The sequence below is a fragment of the Candidatus Firestonebacteria bacterium RIFOXYD2_FULL_39_29 genome (assembly GCA_001778375.1).
Taxonomy (GTDB): Bacteria; Oederibacteriota; D2-FULL-39-29; order D2-FULL-39-29; family D2-FULL-39-29; genus D2-FULL-39-29.
Window position 1 is genome coordinate 23648 of record MFGV01000015.1, and the last position, 19633, is coordinate 43280.

Consider the following 19633-nt stretch of genomic DNA (forward strand, 5'->3'; position numbering starts at 1 on the left):
TGTCTGTCCCCGGTAACATAAAATATCTTCCGAAAAAATAAAAAATGAGTCCAGAAATTAGTGACAACACAATTAATTTCTGTTAATGCATTCACTTGTTTTTCTTTTCTTCGGCTTTTATAAATCCGTATTTCATGGTGCTCTTTGCGGGTAGTTCAAAACGTTTTTTAAAGCTGTCGAAAAGGGAGAAAATAATTTCGAAGTTTGTATCACCTTTTTTGAGTTTTTGTTCTATAAGTTTAAAGTTTGTTTCAACGTATTTCCTGAAATCATCATTTCTCGACTCTAGTATTCTTATATGGTTGAAATACCTCATAATTTGTCTGTTTACTCTGATAGCTAAAGGGCTGTTTAGTACGCTAGATAGCATTGAAAGTCCATTATCCGTAAAAGCATAAGGTAAAACCCTCGATTTATTAAGGCTGTTTGCGGTCACAAATTGTGACCGCAAATGATCATATTCTATCTGGGTTAATTCAAACATAAAGTCTTCGCCTTCGAATCTTTCAATATTCCTTTTTACAGCCTGATTTAATACCTTTGTTTCTACTCCATATAATCCGGCTAAATCACTGTCAAGCATTACATATTGATTTCTTATTTTGAAAACTTTTTCCCTGATTGGATTAAACAAAGCTTCTTTATTTTCCATTTTTAATTCTCCCTTGAGCTTCCATAGTATACAAAAATATCTTTTAATAAGCAATAAAAATGTTCCACATTGGAATCTTCCAAAACCAATAAAATTTAGAATATTTTTATGAAATAATATTGTATAATACATTAATTCTGTATAATTGCTTTTAAAAGGGTGTGTTACTTTTAGATAGTTTTAAGCTCCGCCGATAATAACTGGCGGACGAACAATATTTAAATTAGATTAAGGTCGTTCGGAAAAGGAAAAATTATACTAGCAAGGGTTTTTGGGGCTGTTACTATGCCGGAGGTAGTTTTCTATTTCCAGACGGTAAAGATAAATTACCCCCAACCGTACCTTCCCGGAAAAGCAGAGAATCGAGCAATCGAAATAGAAAGTAGATGAGAAGAGGATAAAGAATATTAAAGCAGAGGGAAGTTGAGCAAAGGTATGAATAGTTGACCGTAAATCCTTTGCGAAATCCACCAGGCTTAAGGGCCAAAAAGACAGGATAAATTACCCCCATCCATACCTTCCCCCTATAAAAAGAAGGGGGAAGAGAATTAATGTAAGGAGAATAATAATGGAATCGAATGAAATTGTTCTGAAGAAATCGCTTCGGCTTTGGCCGGGGGTTGCTATTGTGGTGTTGCAGTGGGTGCTTAGATTTGTTGCGCCTGTTATCTGGCCGGATACGCTTGTTGTCGGGATATTGGGCGGGGTGGTTTTATGGTTGGCGGTTGTTATCTGGTGGGCGTTCTTCAGCAGGGCGGCAAAATTTGACCGCTGGGCTGGTGTTGTTTTGATGATTGCGGTGCTGGTCGGGATAACTCCGTTCCTTGATGCGTCTATTTCGACAGCGAACATGGGACTCATGTTCATCTTCTTCTCTCTTCCGGTACTAAGCCTTGCTTTTGTCATCTGGGCGGCGGCAAGCCGTAATCTTGGAAATAAACTCAGACGTATAACTATGGTACTTACCATATTACTTTCCACCGGTTTCTGGTTACTTCTGCGTACGGATGGAATGACCGTACAAAACGGGCAGTATCTTAACTGGCGTTGGGCAAAGACAAACGAAGAGAAGTTGCTTTCAGAAATCGGTGATAATCTGACAACAACATCTTTGACTCAGGCAGACATAGCAAAAGAAGCCGAATGGCCGGGATTTCGTGGAAAAGACAGAGACAGCATTGCTAAAGGTATAAAGATAGGGACTGATTGGGCTAAAAATCCTCCGGTTGAAATGTGGCGCAGTCCTATTGGTCCGGGCTGCTCATCTTTTGCGGTACACGGTTCTTTCATCTTCACGCAGGAACAGCGCGGGGAATACGAGATGGTTACTTGTTATAATTTAAATACCGGCAAACCTGTATGGAAGCATGGCGATAAAGTCCGTTTCTGGGATTCACATGCGGGAGCCGGCCCCCGTTCGACACCTACCATAAGTAAAGGCCGTGTTTATACTTTAGGCGCGACAGGATTACTGAACGTGCTTGATGAACGTACCGGCAATCTTGTGTGGATGCGTGATGCGGCAAAAGATACCGACGTAAAGATCCCGGTCTGGGGTTATACGAGTTCGCCTTTGGTAGTTGACAGCGTTGTAGTAGTAGCGATTTCAAGTAGAATCCTTGCTTATGACATTGCTACCGGAAAGCCGCGCTGGAATGGTTCTGATACCGGAGAAAGTTACAGCTCAGCACATTTATTGACTTTAGACGGTGTTAGACAAATAGTATTTATGAATAAAGCAGGCGTGGCCGGCTACGCAGTTGACGATGGAAAGGAATTATGGAAGATAGTGAAAGAAGGTATCCGGACCATTCAACCGGCACTTATTAACGATACTGACATTTTAATAGATATGGGTGAGATAAAAGGACTGCGGCGTATTTCACTTAAGCACACGGCCGGTAAATGGTCTATTGAAGAGAAATGGACATCAACCAAGTTAAAACCCAACTCAAACGACATTATTATTCACAAAGGTTATGTCTACGGTTTTGACATCCCGAGCCTCACGTGTATAGATATAGAAAAAGGCGAGCGCAAGTGGAAAGACGGACGCTATTCCGGCGAGCTAATTCTGTTGGCCGATCAGGATCTTCTTTTGGTTCTCTCGGAAAAAGGAGAGTTGGCACTGGTTCCCGCGGACCCCAAAGGGTTCAAAGAACTCGCGCGTTTCTCCGCCATCACCGGCAAAACCTGGAACCACCCGGCCATTGCCGGCAGTGTCCTCTTACTCCGCAACACCAAAGAAATGGCAGCCTTCCGTCTGCCTCTTGAGGACAAGTAAGAGACACAATTAAATTTCTGAACTTGTAGTTGCTTGATTCGCTCCAAAAAGATTGGCGGGCAAAGAAGCATCAAGCGCTTTGGCCTCATAAATGAGACAACTACAAAAAATGTTAATGAATAGAGAAGGAAACTTGTTAATGATCTTTAAAAAGCAGAATATTTTTACGAGATAATAATATTAAAGTAAAAATAATTAAAGGTGTTTCGGAGGGGTGTATCAGGTACTTTTCTATATTAAAAGAACTTAGGTTGGACAAATCCATGCCGGTGCAGGCGGGGCTTATTACTATTTCTATTTTTGCGCTGGGGTCTGTCAGTTATTTTAAGGAAACATATTTTCTTTTGGATCTGCTGCTCGGGATAGTCTCACTTTTTCTTGTCATTTGCGCGGGGTATGTCATGAATGACGTTTTGGATATAAAATATGACCTGGTAAACAGACCGGAAAGAGTATATGTAGATAAGCTTATCAGCAAAAAATCGGCATTGCTGCTTGCCCTCGGGCTTTTTATAATTGGGCTAATAATCAGTGTTTTCGTGAATATCTATTATTTTCTGGTAATCCTTATGGATGTTGTTGTTTTGGTGGTCTATAACTTCTACAATAAGAAAATGCTCCTTTTAAAACCTCTTCTTGCCTCGGCGCTCATGGTGTCTGTGTATCCTCTTTCCTTTGCTTTGACAGAGGGAGGTATTGCTTCACCCAGACGTGACTCTCTTTTTCTCTATCCTATCTGGTTGTTTTTAACGTGCGTGCCTTACGCCATCCTGCAGGATGTGAGAGATGTAAAGGGAGATATAGAAGGAGGCAGCAAAAGCTATGTTGACATAATGGGAAGAAAAAAAGTTAGGACTATAGCCGTAGTATCTGCAATTCTCGGGATTCCGTTTTGTACTCTTCCATATATACTCGGTATGTGCGGATCAGTTTATCTTTCCGGAATTATTCTTGCGGTTACCTCTCTGCTTGCAGGTATAATAATCGGGAGCGATAAAGCTTTTATGCGCGGAGTAAAGATTAATATTATTATCATTATGCTCTTTTCACTCTTAGATCTTATGGCGGTTAAATGAAACATATAACAGGGCTAAGAAAATACTTTTATCTGGCAAGAGGGCTTTTAAATATTGATATCTTTAAGCTGCCGGTCGGTTTTGTCTGGTTTATGTTCAGGCAGATGCGACATGAGAAACTCACCCATCTTAACGGAAAGACGATAGTCAGCACGAATTTTTCTCCGCTCCCGTCAAAATCCTACAACTCTGCGCTAAGACGCTTTGTTCAGATGTCAAAAGGCGAGTTCATTCCTTTTTCGGCGTATTTTGCAGTTACCGACAGATGCCCCTATGACTGCTGGTATTGCAGTAACGGAGGAAAAACAGATAAGAAAGACCTTAGCACAGAAGAAACGAAAAAAATAATTAAAATACTTCAAGCTGTGGGCGTATCCTGCATCGGCTTTTCAGGGGGTGAACCTCTTGAGAGGGAGGATATAAACGAACTGATTAAATCCGTTGATGCAAGGTCTTACTCGATTCTTTTTACCACTGGCTATGGTCTTACACAGGAGAAAGCATTTGAACTTAGAAATGCAGGTTTGCAAGCTTTAGTCGTAAGTCTGGACAGTCATATTAAAGAAGAGCAAAACATAAGTAAAAGCAATGATAAAGCTTATGAAAATGCCGTTAATGCAGTAAAATGTTCCGTAGAAGCGGGTATATACACGGCATTAAATATGGTTATCTCCAAGGATATGCTCTATTCGGACAAGAAAAATGAATATCTTAAATTTGCAGGAGAGATAGGAGTTCATGAACTTAGGATTTTGGAGCCGTCTCCATGTGGAAAGTTGTTTTCCGGGGAGTATGAAAAGTTTACCGAGGAAGACAGAATGAAAATAAGAGAGTTTCAGTATGAGGTTAACAAGGATCCAAATCTACCCAAGGTTATGGCCTATGCTCATGCTACTTCTGATGGGATATTCGGATGTGGTGCAGGAATATACCATATGCATGTTACCGCAAAAGGTGAAGTCACCCCCTGTGATCTGGTACAAGTTGCTGCGGGAAATCTCCTTAAGGAAAGTTTTGCTGACATTATGAAAAGGATGAGAGAGTTCATCCCAAGGCCTTCAGAATATTGCATTTCGAAAGGAGTGGCTGAGAAAGCTAATTGGAATCCTTCAAAAGGATTGCCTTTGAAAGATTATGAAAAAAACAAAACCTTGCTTAATTCTTTAGATTATGGCAGGATGCCTTTGATGTATGCTAAACTTGTTAAGGTAACCAGATTGGATGTTGGAGGAAATGGCAAAATGAAGATAAAAAATATATATCATTTTCTTTCGGTTCTTTTTGTCTGTGCCTGTACGGGCTTAAATGGGTGGTTTTTTGGACAGGCTGGAGGTAATGCAAGTGCAATAACCGGTGGTATTTCGGGAGTGATAGCAGGGTATCTATTTTTATACGGGTATTATAAAACTAATAGAATTTGGAAAGTTAGACTGGCAAAAGCAACCAAACTTGGTGGAATCTACGGGGCAATATCAGGTTTTCTTGTCTATGTCCCAAGTTTCTTTGTACCAAATGATTTAGTTCACAGCTCATTACTCGGAATGTTTATAATGGCTGGGATATTTATTGGTTGGATTACCGGATCAATTCTTGGAAATATTTTTGGCCGTCTTCTTTTTAGAGTCAGAATGGAGAAAGAAGTTAAATCTAATCCGGCGGCTTAGGGAGAAAAACATGAAAATTAAAAACGTATATCATTTTTTTGCAGTTCTTTTTGTATGTGCCTGTACTGGATTGAATGGTGCTTTTTTTGGCCAAGCAGGAGGTGTCGCAGGATCAATAACCGGCGTTGTTACCGGAGTAATAGCGGGATATCTGTTTTTGGATGGTTATTATAAAACTAAAAGAATTTGGAAAGAGCGGATAACAAAAGCCACAAATCTTGGCGGGATCTATGGGGCAATCTCTGGATTTCTTGTTCATATTCCTAATCTCCTGTACCCTCTGAAAGGCAATAACTCTATGTTAGGTATATTCCTTTGGGCAGGTCCGCTTGTTGGAGCTATTTCCGGTTTAATTCTAGGAATTATTTTGGGAAGTATCCTTTATGGAGTCAGGATGGAATCAGAAGAAGAGTCAAAACAGGTAGAGCAAGAGGAAAAACCAAAGGAAAATGCTTAAAATACTAAGAAGTATAATGTCTTTTATATCCGGTGCTTTTTCCGGGAAAGATATTTATAAAGATGACTTTGATGATTGTGCGAAGACATATGATTCAGTCGCAACAAGACCGCTTCTTGCTAAGATTAGCGAAGAAAAAATTAAAAACTTGGAATTACCTTCTAATGCAAAAATATTAGAGCTTGGGTGCGGGACGGGGCAGGTTACGGAACTTTTTCTTAACCGGTTTAAGGAAAATAGAGTGGTTCTGACAGCGTGTGATGTCTCTGACAACATGCTGCTTCTTGCTAAAAAGAGGTGCGCAAACTATTTGACGAGGGTTAACTTTGTAAAAGGGGATATGGCAGAGGTTTTAAAGGCAACGCCTGCTGATAGCTTTGATCTTATTGCTTCTTGCTGGTCTTTGGAGTATTCAGATCCAAAAGTAATCTTAAAGGAGGCTTTTCGAACTCTAAAAAAAGGTGGAAGCATAGCTGTTCTTGTTAATACTGCAGATACCCTTTCCGAGCTTCAAAAGCTGGTTACCCCGATAGTTTTAAGAAACGTATTTTGTCTGAAAAATATTCCGCCGCTTGTTGTTCCTAAAAGTGCGGTTTGGTTCAAGAAGAGTGCGGAAAAAGTTGGCCTTAAAACTAAAGTTTTAAATGAAGAATTTGCTGAGTATACCTTTCTCTGTGGGGATGCTCTGGTTGACTGGATGAAAAACGGCGGCCCGTCCTCTGGTTTCAGAGGTGCGTTAAAGGAAAAACAAAGGGAGAAGATATTTTCCCTAATTTCAAAGGAAGCGGATAAATGCGGCGGTCTTAAAATTACATTCAGGTATCTATATTATGTGGGAGTAAAAGAGTGAGCATGTCAGGAGGGTTTCTAAAAATTAAAGCCCGGTTGTTTATAAAAAGTAAGGATATATTTCTGCATACCATTGGCAAGGCCAAGCCGGGTTCTTTGCTCCAAAGTACTATTAGAATCTTCGCTCAAACCTTTGTAGGCCCTGTCCCCTATGTCATTAAGCTTGATATCAATACCGAATGCAATATTAATTGTAAGATGTGCTATTCAAGTAAAGAAGATATTGAAGTCCCTTTTGAGAAGATAAAAAAACTGCTGGATCAGGTAAAGGGCATGCGTATGCGGCTTGACATCATGGGGGGAGAGCCGTTACTCCATAAAAATATTGTAAGTATTGTCGCCTATGCGAAAAAAACTGCAGGATTCAAAGAAGTCATAATATACACAAATGGCACTGTGGCAGATAAAATGCTGGCCGAAGAACTGAAAATGGCGGGAGTTGATAAGATTATGGTGAATCTCTCCTCTTCTGATAAAAAAACACATGATGCGTTTACTCGAAACCCCGGTTTCTTTGATAAAACTTTAGCGGGGATTAAAAACTTTAAAGCAGCGGAAATAGAAACTTTCGCCTTTGTTGTGCTTCATAATAAAAATATAGGAGAGTATGAAAAGATCCGTGATTTTGCAGTAGAAAAACTTAAAATAAAGCCCGTTTTCTTTCAATATATACCGCAGATGATAAACGACAAGCTCTCCGTAGATAAAGAAAAATGGGCATTGGTTAAGCATAAAGTGCTGTACGAAGACAGCCCGAGTCATGGCAAATATATTGAAAAAGTAATAACCTTCTGCGGGACTGAATGCCTTGGAGGCTACTACTCCGTTTCGGTTAAAGTGAACGGAGATATGACACCATGTCCGTTTATAAACGATATTGTAATGGGAAATGTGTACAAAGAAAACTTCTGGGATGTGTTTGCAAAGAGAAACAAATCAAAATCTTTTACCGAGTTTACAAAACTTCCTGATGCTTGTATCCCTTGCAGCTATAAAAAACTCTGTGGTGGCGGCTGTAAAGCAGGGAATAAAGCGCTTTTTGGGAGCTATAGACAAAAAGATTGTAGATGTTTGGGGCAGTATAATGATAAGGTTTCAAAAGAAACTATGCATGACCGAATGCCAACATATTTTTAGAACATGATTGTCAAATATCAAGTATTTGCATTATTCAAATAAAGATGATAGGATATTGTTGTCACATCGAAATTTTGGGATTTTGGAGGAAGAATGAATACAGAAGAGCGTTTTTTAACTGCTTTAAAATGCAAACAGCCGGATAGAGTTCCTGTAACACTTTTCTTGAATCCTTATACAAAAAATTGGGCGACAGAGGATAAAAGTTATACCAAATTGATGGATGCGGTAAAAGAGTATTCCGATGTTGTTTATGACTGGCATTTTCCGTTTGGACATTTTAATACTGCTGTTGTTAAAGATTATAAAACAGAAGATATCGGCTCGGGTAAAATCAAGCAGTCGATAAATGCACCTAAAGGAGAGCTTTGCCGGATCATTCAGGATAAATTTGGAGGGGGAACTGAAAAACACTGGATAGAATCGCTTGAAGATGCGGAAAAAGTATTGTCTATCCCTTATGTTCCCTGCAGACCGGATCTTAATGAGTTTTTTAAAACAAAAAAAGAGTTAAAGGATAAGGCGGTTGCTCAAGTTACTTTGCCGGATCCTATATGTATAGTAGGAGATCTGTTTAAACCCGAGATGTTTTGCACCTTCTCAATTGAGAACAGGGATTTAATAATAAAAATGCTTGATGAATTTAAAAAACGGATACTTGATGAAATCGATTATCTGATCAAAAATGACGTGGGACCTGTTTATTATTTTAACGGGCCGGAATATGTGTTGCCTCCCTTAATGTCTCCTCTGGATTTTAACGATTTTGTAGTGGATTATGATACTGAGATAATACAAAAGATAAACAAAGCAGGTAAATATACGATAATTCACAGTCACGGTAAAGTAAATAAATTTTTGGACAGTTTTCTAAAGATAGGACCTTCCGGTTTGAATGTTTTAGAGCCGCCTCCAAGCGGAGATATTATCTTGGCTGATGCAAAAAAGAAGATTGGCAAGAAGATTTGTATGATAGGCAATATCCAGTATGATGATTTAGCGCGGGCATCTCTGGCTCAGGTTGAAAAACTGGTAAAAGATTGCATGGACGCCGCAAAAGAGGGGGGAGGATTTATAATTTCTCCCTGCGCCTCGCCATACGAATCCCCGATCCCCGAAAAAACCGCAGAAAACCTGATACATTACCTAAAAATGGCCAATAAGTACGGGAAATACTAATTTCGTACAATATAAAAGTTTAAGGGTTGAAAATATTATCAGCCTGAAATATTTTTCTTGTCATTCTGAACTGGATTCAGAATCCAGTGTCGGTGTTCTTGGTACTTAAGGGGAAATCTAATGCGGGAATATACATTCTTTGTATACATCATGGCTAGTCATAGAAATGGCACTATCTACATTGGGATTACTAATGATTTAATTCGAAGAGTGGATGAACATAAAAAAGGCTTTGTAAAAGGATTCACTAAGGATTATAAAGTGAAAGATTTAGTATATTATGAAGAAACGGACAGTGTCGAAGCTGCAATAATCAGAGAAAAACAACTGAAGAATTGGCATAGAAAGTGGAAAAAGGACCTGATTGAAATAAAAAACCCATACTGGCGAGACCTCTTCGACGATATTATTAAGTAATCTCTGTCATCCTGAACTGGGTTTCTTTTCACCCGCCAATCTTTAAGGAGGGCAGGATCCAGAGTCTTTTTTGTTATGAAGTTATTTTGTTGTTTTAAAGACACTGGATACCGGATCTCAGTCCGGTATGACAAAATAAAAAGGGCGGGAGATTATCCCGCCCTTTGCTTTTACTTTATAAACTTTACAAACCTTATGAACCTTACAAACTAACGAATAAGCTTCGCTTACTCGTGATGCTTTATCTCTGACGACTGTATTCCTGACTTTGCTCCGGTAATTATTCCTTTACCTTTGCAGCCGAAGTAGCCCATGTATTCCCTTACTCTGTCTTTTACGGCATTTTTGCCGGGGAGAAGGATCTTTCTCATGTCTTTTTCATTCGGGTTCTTGTTGTATGCTTCGCCTATTGCTTTTACAAAGGATACGGAGAGCTGGGTGGCTACGTTGATCTTGCAGAGTCCGTTTGCTATACCTTCCTTGATGGACTCCGGATCTACACCGGAAGATCCATGAAGAACTAAAGGTATATCAATTACGGAACGAATCTTTTTCAATCTCGGGATGTCAAGCTTTGCAGTTCTGTCTTTCATTGCGTGGACGGAACCGATAGCGACTGCGAGAGAGTCGATTTTTGTTGCTGCTACGAATTTTACCGCTTCTTCAGATTGGGTCATTGCTTTCTCTATTGTTTCTGCAGAGTTGTTATCGCCTATCTGAAGCACTTTCCCGAGTTCTGCTTCCACCGGTATATTGCAGGCATGGGACATTTCAGTTATCTTCGCAGTCATTTTAACATTGTCTTCAAAGCTAAGGGCTGAACCGTCAAACATCAAAGAAGTGAATCCTGCTCTTAAGCATCTTACGTTCTGAAGATAATCTGTACCGTGGTCAAGATGAAGTACTACCGGTACTGAGGCAAGAGCAGCTGCTGCTTTTACCATTTCTGTCGCCATTTCAAGGCCTGCGTATTTTATAGCTCCCTGGCTTACTTGAATAATTACCGGGGATTTCTCTTCTTCCGCAACCTCAATTATCGCTTCAACAAACTCCATGTTGTTTGCGTTAAAGGCGCCGATTCCGAACTTTTCTTTTTGTGCTTTCAACATCCATTCTTTACTTGATACTAAAGGCATTTTCGTTCCTCCTGTTAAGAAATTTGTTTTTTGATTTGGAGCAGGGTTTTAAGCCCAGCTTTTTGTTTTCAGGTCTTTTATTACTTCTTCTTTTGTCGGATAAAGATCTACTATTATATCTTCAGGTTTGAACCAGAGTTTAATCTCTCTTTCTGCGTCTTTTTCATCGCTGGAAGCATGAATTACATTCTCAAAAACACCATGCGTAGTAATTCTACCGTAAGAACCCCGGATGGAGACGGGATCGGCTTCTTCCGGATTGGTTGCCCCCGCTATATCTCTTACTTTTTTAATTGCATCGTTACCCCAATAAACCATAGCCATGACTTTTCGCCTGTCATGGAACTCTCCCTGAAGATATTTTACCACATCATCAAAAAAGGGTTTGTCTTTCAGGTGTCTGTAATGGTCTGCCGCCAGTTCCCTGCTGACCCTGGCCATTTTAGCGGCAACTATCTCAAGTTTTGTTTCGGAGAGACGGGTAAGGATGTTCCCGGTTAAGGACTTTGTTAGACCGTCCGGTTTTACAAGTACCAAAGTTGCCTGGTTCATTTAAAATGCTCCTTTTGCTGCTGTTTGGGTATGATTTAAACATTAGTATTTTATAGGAAAACTGGGAAAAAGTCAAAGCATTTTTGGTCCCGAAGTTTGAAGCTGATTTCGGGACTGATGACTCCGATAAAAAAAAGATGACACAGATAAACGATTTGATTTGAAAAAGAAGTTCTTTTGATATTTGTCGTTGTTTTTGATATACTACGTTAAGTTGGTTATAAGGTTTCCGGACAATTTGAATTAAGCTGGAAAAATTGCCTGTATTAGTGTCCACCTACAGTGAGATCTCGTCCGCTACAATGCTGTGCGAGACCTCGCCAATAGGCGGGCTAAAGACGGAGAATCCGGAAGTTTTGTAATCTCGACGAGGGATCCGCCTAATATAACTGGCGGAGGTGGAATCTATTTTAAAAAGGAGAATAATAATGATAGGATTACAGCTTTATACACTTCGCAATTTTCTTAAGACTCCGGAAGATATTTCGGTTTCCTTGAAAAGAGTCAAGGAAATCGGGTACAAGGGTGTAGAGGTGTTTTCGGGAATTGGACCTATAGAACCCGCAGAACTTAAAAAAATGATAAATGAGGCCGGGCTTCTTTCAAATTCCGGACATATGAATTATGGGAGAATTATCAACGAAACAGATAAGGCGATTGAAGAATGTAAGATTATGGGATATGAGACTTTGGTCTGTCCCTGGCTTGATCTTGAAGTGAGGAACAATGAAGAGAGTTATAAAAAAGTAGCTAAAGAACTGACGAAAGCCGGAGAAAAATTGCTGCAAAATGGAATTTCACTTGCGTATCACAATCATGATTTTGAATTTGAGAAATTTAACGGCAGACTGGGTCTTGATATTATTTACAGTGAAAGCGATCCCGGGTATCTTCGAACAGAATTTGATACTTATTGGATACAATCCGGCGGAGGTGATCCTGCAGAATGGATTTTAAGATTTAAAGATCGGACTTCTGTAGTACACTTGAAGGATATGGGTGCGGTAGGGAATAAAACACACATGATGCTCCCGGTGGGTGAAGGCAATTTAAACTGGAAAAGAATTTTCGGCGCGTTAAAAGAAGCGGGAACTAAAAATTACTTTGTTGAACAGGATAACTGCAACGGCATAGATCCATTTGAATGCGTGACTACAAGTTTTAATAATTTAAAGAAAATGGGGTTTGAATAGAAACCTCTGATTCTAAAATAGTCACGGATGGCGAAATTAAGAGCAGCAAGTCCGCTGATTTTAGCCTTGTACTCATTGCTCTTATCTGGGGTGTTTCTTACAGTGTTGTAAAATGGTCGCTGTTAGATTCAGAACCTCTTGCAAATGTTTGTTTCCGCATGGCTGTGAGCGCTGCCGTACTCGGAGTGATTGCCAGGAGAAAGGGTAAAATCCCTTTTCAAACTGCCAAGAACGGTACAGTTCTTGGGATCCTTCTGGCCTGCCATTTTGCATTCCTTACCGTAGGTCTTAAAACCACTCTTGCTTCAAATGCGGGCTTTTTAGTCGGGGCTTTTGTGATCTTTGTTCCTATTTTTTCCCGGCTGCTGTTTAAAGAAAAATTTACAAAGAAAAAATTGTGGGCGGTCAGCGTTAGTTTTGCCGGTCTTTGGCTCTTAACCGGCGGTTTTTTCACTGTCAGTAAAGGGGCTGTATTTATAATAATTGCCGCTGCTGCCGGAGCGCTTCATATAATTTTTGTTTCAAAAATGTCCAAAGAAAAAGGCATGGAACCATTCGGGCTGACATTTTATCAGTTTGCTGCCGGAGCGTTGCTTGTTTTTTTCATTATTCTTTTTAACGGGTATAGTTTTAACATAGGCAGCGCAAATAATATAATATTTTTAATATTAATTGCCCTCATCGGAAATGCCTTTACGACGGTCGGGCAGGTAGTTACTCAGAAATACATGACTGCGGTGAAGGCCGCGCTTATAATTGCATTAGAACCAGTATTTTCCGCGCTTTTTGCGTGGAGTTACGGCGGGGAAAAGTTTAATATTATAGCGGGAGCCGGAGGGGTTCTTATCATTCTGGGAATATTTATCTCGGAAATCAGTTTTAAGAAAAATACGGAGGTCTTGTCATGAAGAGTTCGAGAATAACATTGCTTGCGACTCTCGGGCTGCTCCTTTCTTCTTTGATGTGGGGTGCCTCATTTTACCAGATGAAAGATGCGATGGCTTTTATCAGCCCGCTTCCTTTTGTAGCCGTAAGGATGGGCGCCGCAGCGCTCTTGCTGGCAATTATTGCTTTGTATTTTAAGAAGAACCTCTTAAAGAATTTAAAAGCCGGACTTATTCTTGGCTCCATTTTATCAATTGTAATGATCTCGCAAACGGCCGGTTTAAAATACACCACGGCCTCCAATTCCGGATTTATAACCGGAATGTTCATAGTATTTATTCCTGTATTTTCTTATCTGTTTTATAAAAGAAAATTCTCCTTTATTAAGATAATTGCGGTGGTTGTAAATATTTCCGGCTTATGGATGCTTACAGGAGGCTTAAGCCGTCTTAATAACGGGGATATCCTTACTATTATTACCGCCATAGCTTCCGGTTTACATATTGTTTATATCTCTGAAGTTACAAAGGAAGAAGGGATTGACCTTTTGGTATTATGTTTTCATCAGTTATTCGTTACTTCTGTCGTCGCATTTATAGTGTCCTTGTGTTTCGGACTTCCCTTTAATCTCGGGAGTAACGGGAATATTGTCAGACTCGGATATATAATATTATTTCCCACAGTGGGATCATTTCTAATTCAACTTAATACCCAGAAATTTCTCTCAACCGTAAGAGCAGCACTCATAATAACTACAGAACCTGTATTCGCCGCCGTTTTCGCCTGGACTTTAGGCGGAGAGAAAGTTGTACCAATTGCGATGCTGGGGGGACTGGTTATGGTTGCGGGAATGGTACTGTCGGAAGTGAAAACAAGCAAGGAAAGCAAGTACAGTGAAAAAAGTGGGTAAAGTGAAGAAAGATTTACATATAGGAGTTGTTAAAATAAAATAATATCACATTTGAAAAAGACTTTATAAACCTTACAAACCTTATGGACCTTATAAACTTAAAAAGGCCTCCGTTTCCGGAGGCCTTTTTACTTATCCTTTGAAATCTATTACCGGAACGTCCTTCAGTGCTTCTTTTATCTTGCACTCTTCGAGCTCTACATCATTCAGTTTTCCTGAAAGATAAGCTTCATAAGCGCCCAGATCGAAATGGCCGTGACCGGATAGACAGAAGACTATACATTTTTCTTTTTTGGTTTCCCTGCATTTAATTGCTTCATCTATTGCGGCTTTAATGGCGTGCGCGCTTTCCGGAGCCGGAAGTATTCCTTCGGTTCTGGCAAAAAGTACCGCGGAATCAAAGACCGGAGTTTGAGGGTAGGCTACTGCCTGGATAAGTCCCTCGTTAACGAACTGGCTGAGCAGGGGGGAATCACCGTGATAACGCAATCCTCCTGCGTGAATGCCTGACGGTACGAAACTATGGCCCAGCGTGTACATTTTTACTAAAGGCATTGATTTTGCTTCGTCGCCGAAATCATACCTGTAAGGCCCTCTTGTAAGCGTAGGACAGGCTGATGGTTCGACCCCGAGAAGGGTAATGTCCTCGCCTTTCATTTTTCTGGGAAGAAAAGGGAAGGCAATTCCTGCAAAATTACTGCCGCCGCCTACGCAGCCTATGACGATGTCCGGTTTCTTTTCTCCTGCAATCTTCAACTGCATTTCTGTTTCCAGTCCGATTATAGATTGGTGCATGCAAACGTGATTAAGCACGCTGCCCAGGCAATATCTGGAGTCTTTACCGGTGACTGCTTCTTCAACTGCTTCAGAAATAGCTATTCCGAGAGAACCCAGAGATTTCGGGTCTTTGGCCAGTACATTTCTTCCGGCATTGGTACGGTTGGTTGGGGATGCATATATAGTCGCTCCCCAGGTTTGCATCAGTATTCTTCTGTACGGTTTCTGTTCATAAGAGATCTTAACCATGTAAACGACGCATTCCAGACCAAATTTCTGGGAGGCAAAGGCGATGGCGCTGCCCCACTGACCTGCGCCGGTCTCTGTAACTAATCTTTTTATACCTTGCTTCATATTATAGTAGGCTTGAGGCAGAGCAGTATTTAACTTGTGTGAACCTGCAGGGGAAACACTCTCATTTTTAAAATAAATCCTGGCAGGGGTTTTAAGTGCTTTCTCAAGATTGACGGCTCTTTGCAAAGGAGAAGGGCGCCATACTTTAAAAGCCTCTCTTACTTCATCAGGGATCTCTATCCATCTTTCCTGGCTCATTTCCTGCTTAATTATTTCCATGGGAAATACTGGGGCAAAATCCTCAGGTCCTGCGGGTTTTCCGTCCGGTTTAAGTGGCGGCAGAAGTTTGTTCTTCATATCTGCCTGCACGTTGTACCACTTCTGCGGTATATCCTTTTCACTTAGAAATATCTTATTGTCAGCCATATCTCCTCCAAGAGTTAAGATGTAAGTATTCTATAGCAAAGCAGGGGTTTTAGTCAACTGCTAATAGCTGAGCGGTAGAGCAAACGTCCATAAAGGTCTGTAAAAGTCTATAAAAGTCCGTAAAAGTGAAAGATTAATAAAAAAAGATAATAATACATTTGTGTAAGTCATTATGGACTTTTAGACGGATTTACCGTATTATTGTGAAGAATCTATCAATCTGAAATAATAGGTTCAGTTAAGACTTAAAAGGAGTAAATGAACTATCTGAAGATCTGCGATAAAATCTACCTCGTCGGCCGCGGTATCTGGGGCGGGCTTTCCCCTATGACGGCAAAATTTGACTGCAATATATATCTTATTGACGGAGGGGGCGAGCTGGCCCTTGTTGATAACGGTGAAGCTTTGAATATTGTAAAACTTAAAAGGAATATTCTGGCTGCCGGGTTGGATTTTAAAAAAATAAAAAAACTGATAATTACGCATGATCATCTGGATCATACGGCCAATACCTGGTTATTAAAAAAAATATTAAAGGCTAAAGTTTATTCCGGTCGGGGGAGTTTTTTCTTTCTTAAGCCGGATATGTATGTCAAATCCGGTGATACGATCAAAGTCGGGGATATATCCTTAAAAGTATATAATACTCCCGGACACACTCCTGATTCCCTTTGTCTGGAAACGGAAATTAACGAAAAAAAAGTCTTATTTTCCGGAGATACTGCTATTGGAGATCAAGGGGAAAACGGGAAAGGTGTAGTGGGCTGGTATAATACAAAATGGGGCTCGGATAAAAAGAAGTTGCTGAAAAGTGTAAAATTTCTTGAAAAACTTGATCCTGATATAATGCTTCCCGGTCACGGAATTCCCCACCTTACTAAAAGAAAATGCAGAGAGGCTCTGAAAAATTGCAAAAAACGCATAGCAGATTTTGGCAAATATCCCGAACTGGAAAGTATGCTGCCTCACGCTTTTGACCGGGGAGGCATAAGCCGAAGTTTCGACCTCAAGGGAAATAAACAACTGTTTATAAAGGTCAAGATACAAAGAGAGAAAAAGCGGTAGTAAAAAGAACTTCTAACAATACGGATTTTGGATGAAATACACTCCTATTTATAGTAGAATATACCTACTATGATAAGTCATATTAAAGCCATACTTGAAAAGGATCCGGCGGCCAACATATTTGATGTTGTGCTGTATCCGTGCTTGTATTCAATATTTTTTCACAGGATAGCCGGCTTTCTATGGAGAGTTCATATCCCGTTTTTCCCGAGGCTTATCTCCCAGATATCCAGATTCCTTACGGGCATAGAGATACACCCGGGGGCAAAGATCGGCAAGGGTTTTTTTATTGATCATGGCATGGGCGTGGTAATCGGTGAAACCACAATTATTGGTGATAATGTAACGCTTTTTCAGGGGGTGACTTTGGGCGGGACCGGAAAACAAAAAGGGAAAAGGCATCCTACTCTTGGCGATAATATAGTCGTCGGCTCCGGAGCAAAAGTATTGGGAAATATTAATATAGGGGATGGAAGTTATGTCGGGGCGAACTCAGTTGTACTCCAAAATGTGCCCCCGCATTCCACCGTGGTAGGAGTTCCGGGAAGGGTGGTTAAGATCAAGGGACAATATGTTCCCAATATCAGCTTTAATCACGCGGACCTTCCGGATCCACTGGCGAACCGTCTTAAAAAAATTCAAGCCGAGCTTTTAGAAGTGGAAGAACATGTTAAGGTTTGGAAAAAGAAACGTCTTCATAAATGAGTTTAGATAAACGCAAGCTTTCAATAATTACTTTTTCCCATATAGTTACGGATTCTTATGCTGCTTTTATTCCTCTTGCCGTTCCCGTTCTGATAGAAAAATACAATTTTTCGGTTGCCCTCGCGGGTTCTTTAGGAGTTATCCTTTCTCTTTCTACAAATTTTCCACAGATATTTTTCGGGTATATTTACGATAGAACTGGCAAATATTTAATTTTTCTGGCACCTCTGCTTTCTGCTTTGTTCGTAGGTACCGCCGTTTTGATGCCCACCTATGGTTTAATGGTTCTATTCCTGATAATAGGCGGAATTGGTATTGCAATGTTCCATCCCGAGGCTACGCACATAGCAAAGAGATCACAGAAGGAAAAGGGAAGCCTGGCTATGTCGATATTTCTTGCCGGAGGCACGGGCGGCTATGCTGTTGGCGGTTTTTTTGCGGCAATTTTAATAAAACTCTTCGGTTTGCCGGGTCTGGGTCTTTCTGTGATCCTGGGATTCGTTTCTTCCTATGTGTTATGGACAAATAAAAACATACTGGCGGAGCAGAAAAAAAAGGTGGTGCACTTCGCGACCGCGGGCGATATTAAAGAAGTTAACAATTTCCGGCAATTCCTGCTTCTTTTTTCCATAGTCACTATAATTGTATCTCTATCCTCTGCGGTCGGTATGTACCTGCCTGCTTATCTTAAACAAAGAGGGATGGATATTACTGTTGCCGGTCTGTCTTTTATGTGTTATATCCTTCCGGGATCCCTTGGAGGGATAGTAGTTGGCAGGTATTTTGTAAAATACAATGCAAAGCTTATAATTATCTTAACCCAGTTATTTTCTGTACTTTTTTTATATTTGATGCTTTTTTTTCCCGCGCCTTATTTTCTTTTATTTATTCCCTTTGCCGGGGCATGCCAGCTTTCTTCATTTCCCATGCTTGTCAGCCAATCATATGTCTTTCTTCCAAAGAATAAAGGAGTTGCTGCGGCTTCTATAATCGGACTTACCTGGGGCCTTGCAAGTGTTCTGATTTTTATAACCGGTTTACTTTCCGACTACGGCGGCTCAATAAGCTATGCCTTTAAAATAATATCTATACTGCCTGTTTTTGCCGTTATCCTGCTTGTAAAATTAAAAATATAAATGAGAAATACGACGGGGAAGATGTTTTCATATACTGCTCTATCTGTGATATCTCGTTTCGTTTATCTGTGCCATCAGCCCTGAAGATGTAAGTATAAAAATCATTACGCATAAGAAGAAATCGCAGGCATGGTATTTCTCCCTAAAAAAGAAGTAGGAATATTCAAGTTAAAGTAAAGAAAAGCGTATATGGTTGTTTTTTAATCAGTGGAATCCAAAAGCTTTGTAATCAGCGGAATCGAACCCGAAATCCTACTAAAATATCAATATTCTTAATGCCAATAATGGTATACTTTCTACTTCGGATTTCGGGTTCCTGGTAATTGTTGACAGGGCAGAATTTTAGGAATATAATCTAAATATGCCGGAAAAAATGGTTAAAATATTTTCTAAAACGCTGATATTGATGCTTTTAGCTGTATTTATTTTTTGTCAGCAATCCATGCCGGGAGTGGCATTACCTGCTTTCAGGTCGACTAAACCGCCTTCATCTCCTACGGAACTTCTTGCTTCATCTATGGAAGACAGTAAGATTAGACTTACCTGGACACTTTCTACATCTTCCGATGTCGGTGTTTACAATATATATACGGATAACGGCGGCGGGGCTATTGATTATAATATTCCGATTGCTACCGTTGATCACAAGACAAATCTTTTTGTGACCCCGCCCTTAAAGAGCGGAATCAGTTACAGATTTGGCGTCAGAGCTGTGAGCACCTCCGATATAGAAGAAAAAAATAGTTCAATAATAGCCTCAGCTTCTGCTTCCGAAAATATATCAAAAGTTACTACCGGCTCCGAGAATATACAAAGGCTAAGAGAGGTTACAGGAGAAG

At 40.2% G+C, this 19633-nt stretch carries 18 protein-coding genes; 14 read left to right on the plus strand and 4 right to left on the minus strand.

What is annotated here, in order from left to right; translation table 11 throughout:
* Nucleotides 1–91 precede the first annotated feature (91 nt).
* On the minus strand, nt 92–652 hold the full coding sequence (locus tag A2536_04010) for a hypothetical protein (GenBank protein OGF47795.1): 561 nt from the start codon (nt 650–652) through the stop codon (nt 92–94).
* A 568-nt stretch (nt 653–1220) separates the two neighbouring features.
* Here A2536_04010 and A2536_04015 point away from each other — a divergent pair.
* The 8 genes from A2536_04015 to A2536_04050 all read left to right on the plus strand — a co-directional run bounded on the left by A2536_04015 (nt 1221) and on the right by A2536_04050 (nt 9715).
* Complete coding sequence (locus A2536_04015) at nt 1221–2936, plus strand: hypothetical protein (GenBank protein ID OGF47796.1); 1716 nt, start codon at nt 1221–1223, stop codon at nt 2934–2936.
* 263 nt (nt 2937–3199) lie between these two features.
* Nucleotides 3200–4012 (plus strand): hypothetical protein, encoded by an 813-nt coding sequence (locus tag A2536_04020; GenBank protein ID OGF47797.1) that lies wholly within the window; start codon nt 3200–3202, stop codon nt 4010–4012.
* Nucleotides 4009–5676 (plus strand): hypothetical protein, encoded by a 1668-nt coding sequence (locus A2536_04025; GenBank protein ID OGF47798.1) that lies wholly within the window; start codon nt 4009–4011, stop codon nt 5674–5676. Before A2536_04020 ends, A2536_04025 begins: the two co-directional genes overlap by 4 nt.
* 10 nt (nt 5677–5686) lie before the next feature.
* On the plus strand, nt 5687–6133 hold the full coding sequence (locus A2536_04030; protein OGF47799.1) for a hypothetical protein: 447 nt from the start codon (nt 5687–5689) through the stop codon (nt 6131–6133).
* Nucleotides 6126–6983 (plus strand): hypothetical protein, encoded by an 858-nt coding sequence (locus A2536_04035; protein ID OGF47800.1) that lies wholly within the window; start codon nt 6126–6128, stop codon nt 6981–6983. The genes A2536_04030 and A2536_04035 overlap by 8 nt, the downstream gene beginning before the upstream one ends.
* A 2-nt stretch (nt 6984–6985) precedes the next feature.
* Nucleotides 6986–8119 carry a hypothetical protein gene (locus A2536_04040; GenBank protein ID OGF47801.1) on the plus strand — a complete coding sequence of 378 codons (1134 nt, stop codon included), beginning with the start codon at nt 6986–6988 and terminating at the stop codon, nt 8117–8119.
* A gap of 93 nt (nt 8120–8212) precedes the next feature.
* Nucleotides 8213–9298 carry a hypothetical protein gene (locus tag A2536_04045; protein OGF47802.1) on the plus strand — a complete coding sequence of 362 codons (1086 nt, stop codon included), beginning with the start codon at nt 8213–8215 and terminating at the stop codon, nt 9296–9298.
* 120 nt (nt 9299–9418) lie between these two features.
* Nucleotides 9419–9715: a hypothetical protein gene (locus tag A2536_04050; GenBank protein OGF47803.1), complete on the plus strand. Its 297-nt coding sequence runs from the start codon at nt 9419–9421 to the stop codon at nt 9713–9715.
* A gap of 227 nt (nt 9716–9942) precedes the next feature.
* Here A2536_04050 and kbaY read toward each other — a convergent pair whose 3' ends face one another.
* Both kbaY and A2536_04060 read right to left on the minus strand, forming a co-directional pair.
* Nucleotides 9943–10851, minus strand: a complete 909-nt coding sequence (kbaY, locus tag A2536_04055) for a tagatose-bisphosphate aldolase (protein ID OGF47804.1) — start codon at nt 10849–10851, stop codon at nt 9943–9945.
* 48 nt (nt 10852–10899) lie between these two features.
* Nucleotides 10900–11403: a hypothetical protein gene (locus A2536_04060; GenBank protein OGF47805.1), complete on the minus strand. Its 504-nt coding sequence runs from the start codon at nt 11401–11403 to the stop codon at nt 10900–10902.
* A gap of 428 nt (nt 11404–11831) precedes the next feature.
* Between A2536_04060 and A2536_04065 the strand changes: the two genes are divergently transcribed.
* The 3 genes from A2536_04065 (at nt 11832) to A2536_04075 (ending at nt 14391) form a co-directional block, all read left to right on the plus strand.
* A complete protein-coding gene (locus tag A2536_04065; GenBank protein OGF47806.1) occupies nt 11832–12596 on the plus strand; it encodes a hypothetical protein in 765 nt (254 codons plus the stop codon).
* A gap of 158 nt (nt 12597–12754) precedes the next feature.
* A complete protein-coding gene (locus A2536_04070; GenBank protein ID OGF47807.1) occupies nt 12755–13504 on the plus strand; it encodes a hypothetical protein in 750 nt (249 codons plus the stop codon).
* A complete protein-coding gene (locus A2536_04075) occupies nt 13501–14391 on the plus strand; it encodes a hypothetical protein (GenBank protein OGF47808.1) in 891 nt (296 codons plus the stop codon). Before A2536_04070 ends, A2536_04075 begins: the two co-directional genes overlap by 4 nt.
* A 132-nt stretch (nt 14392–14523) precedes the next feature.
* Here A2536_04075 and A2536_04080 read toward each other — a convergent pair whose 3' ends face one another.
* Complete coding sequence (locus A2536_04080; protein ID OGF47809.1) at nt 14524–15888, minus strand: TrpB-like pyridoxal-phosphate dependent enzyme; 1365 nt, start codon at nt 15886–15888, stop codon at nt 14524–14526.
* Between the two features lie 258 nt (nt 15889–16146).
* On the opposite strand from A2536_04080, the gene A2536_04085 reads away from it, so the two are divergent.
* The 3 genes from A2536_04085 (at nt 16147) to A2536_04095 (ending at nt 18794) form a co-directional block, all read left to right on the plus strand.
* Nucleotides 16147–16953 (plus strand): hypothetical protein, encoded by an 807-nt coding sequence (locus A2536_04085; GenBank protein ID OGF47810.1) that lies wholly within the window; start codon nt 16147–16149, stop codon nt 16951–16953.
* Between the two features lie 69 nt (nt 16954–17022).
* Nucleotides 17023–17658 (plus strand): serine O-acetyltransferase, encoded by a 636-nt coding sequence (locus A2536_04090; protein OGF47811.1) that lies wholly within the window; start codon nt 17023–17025, stop codon nt 17656–17658.
* Nucleotides 17655–18794, plus strand: a complete 1140-nt coding sequence (locus tag A2536_04095) for a hypothetical protein (protein ID OGF47812.1) — start codon at nt 17655–17657, stop codon at nt 18792–18794. The genes A2536_04090 and A2536_04095 overlap by 4 nt, the downstream gene beginning before the upstream one ends.
* The last annotated feature ends 839 nt before the right edge of the window (nt 18795–19633 follow it).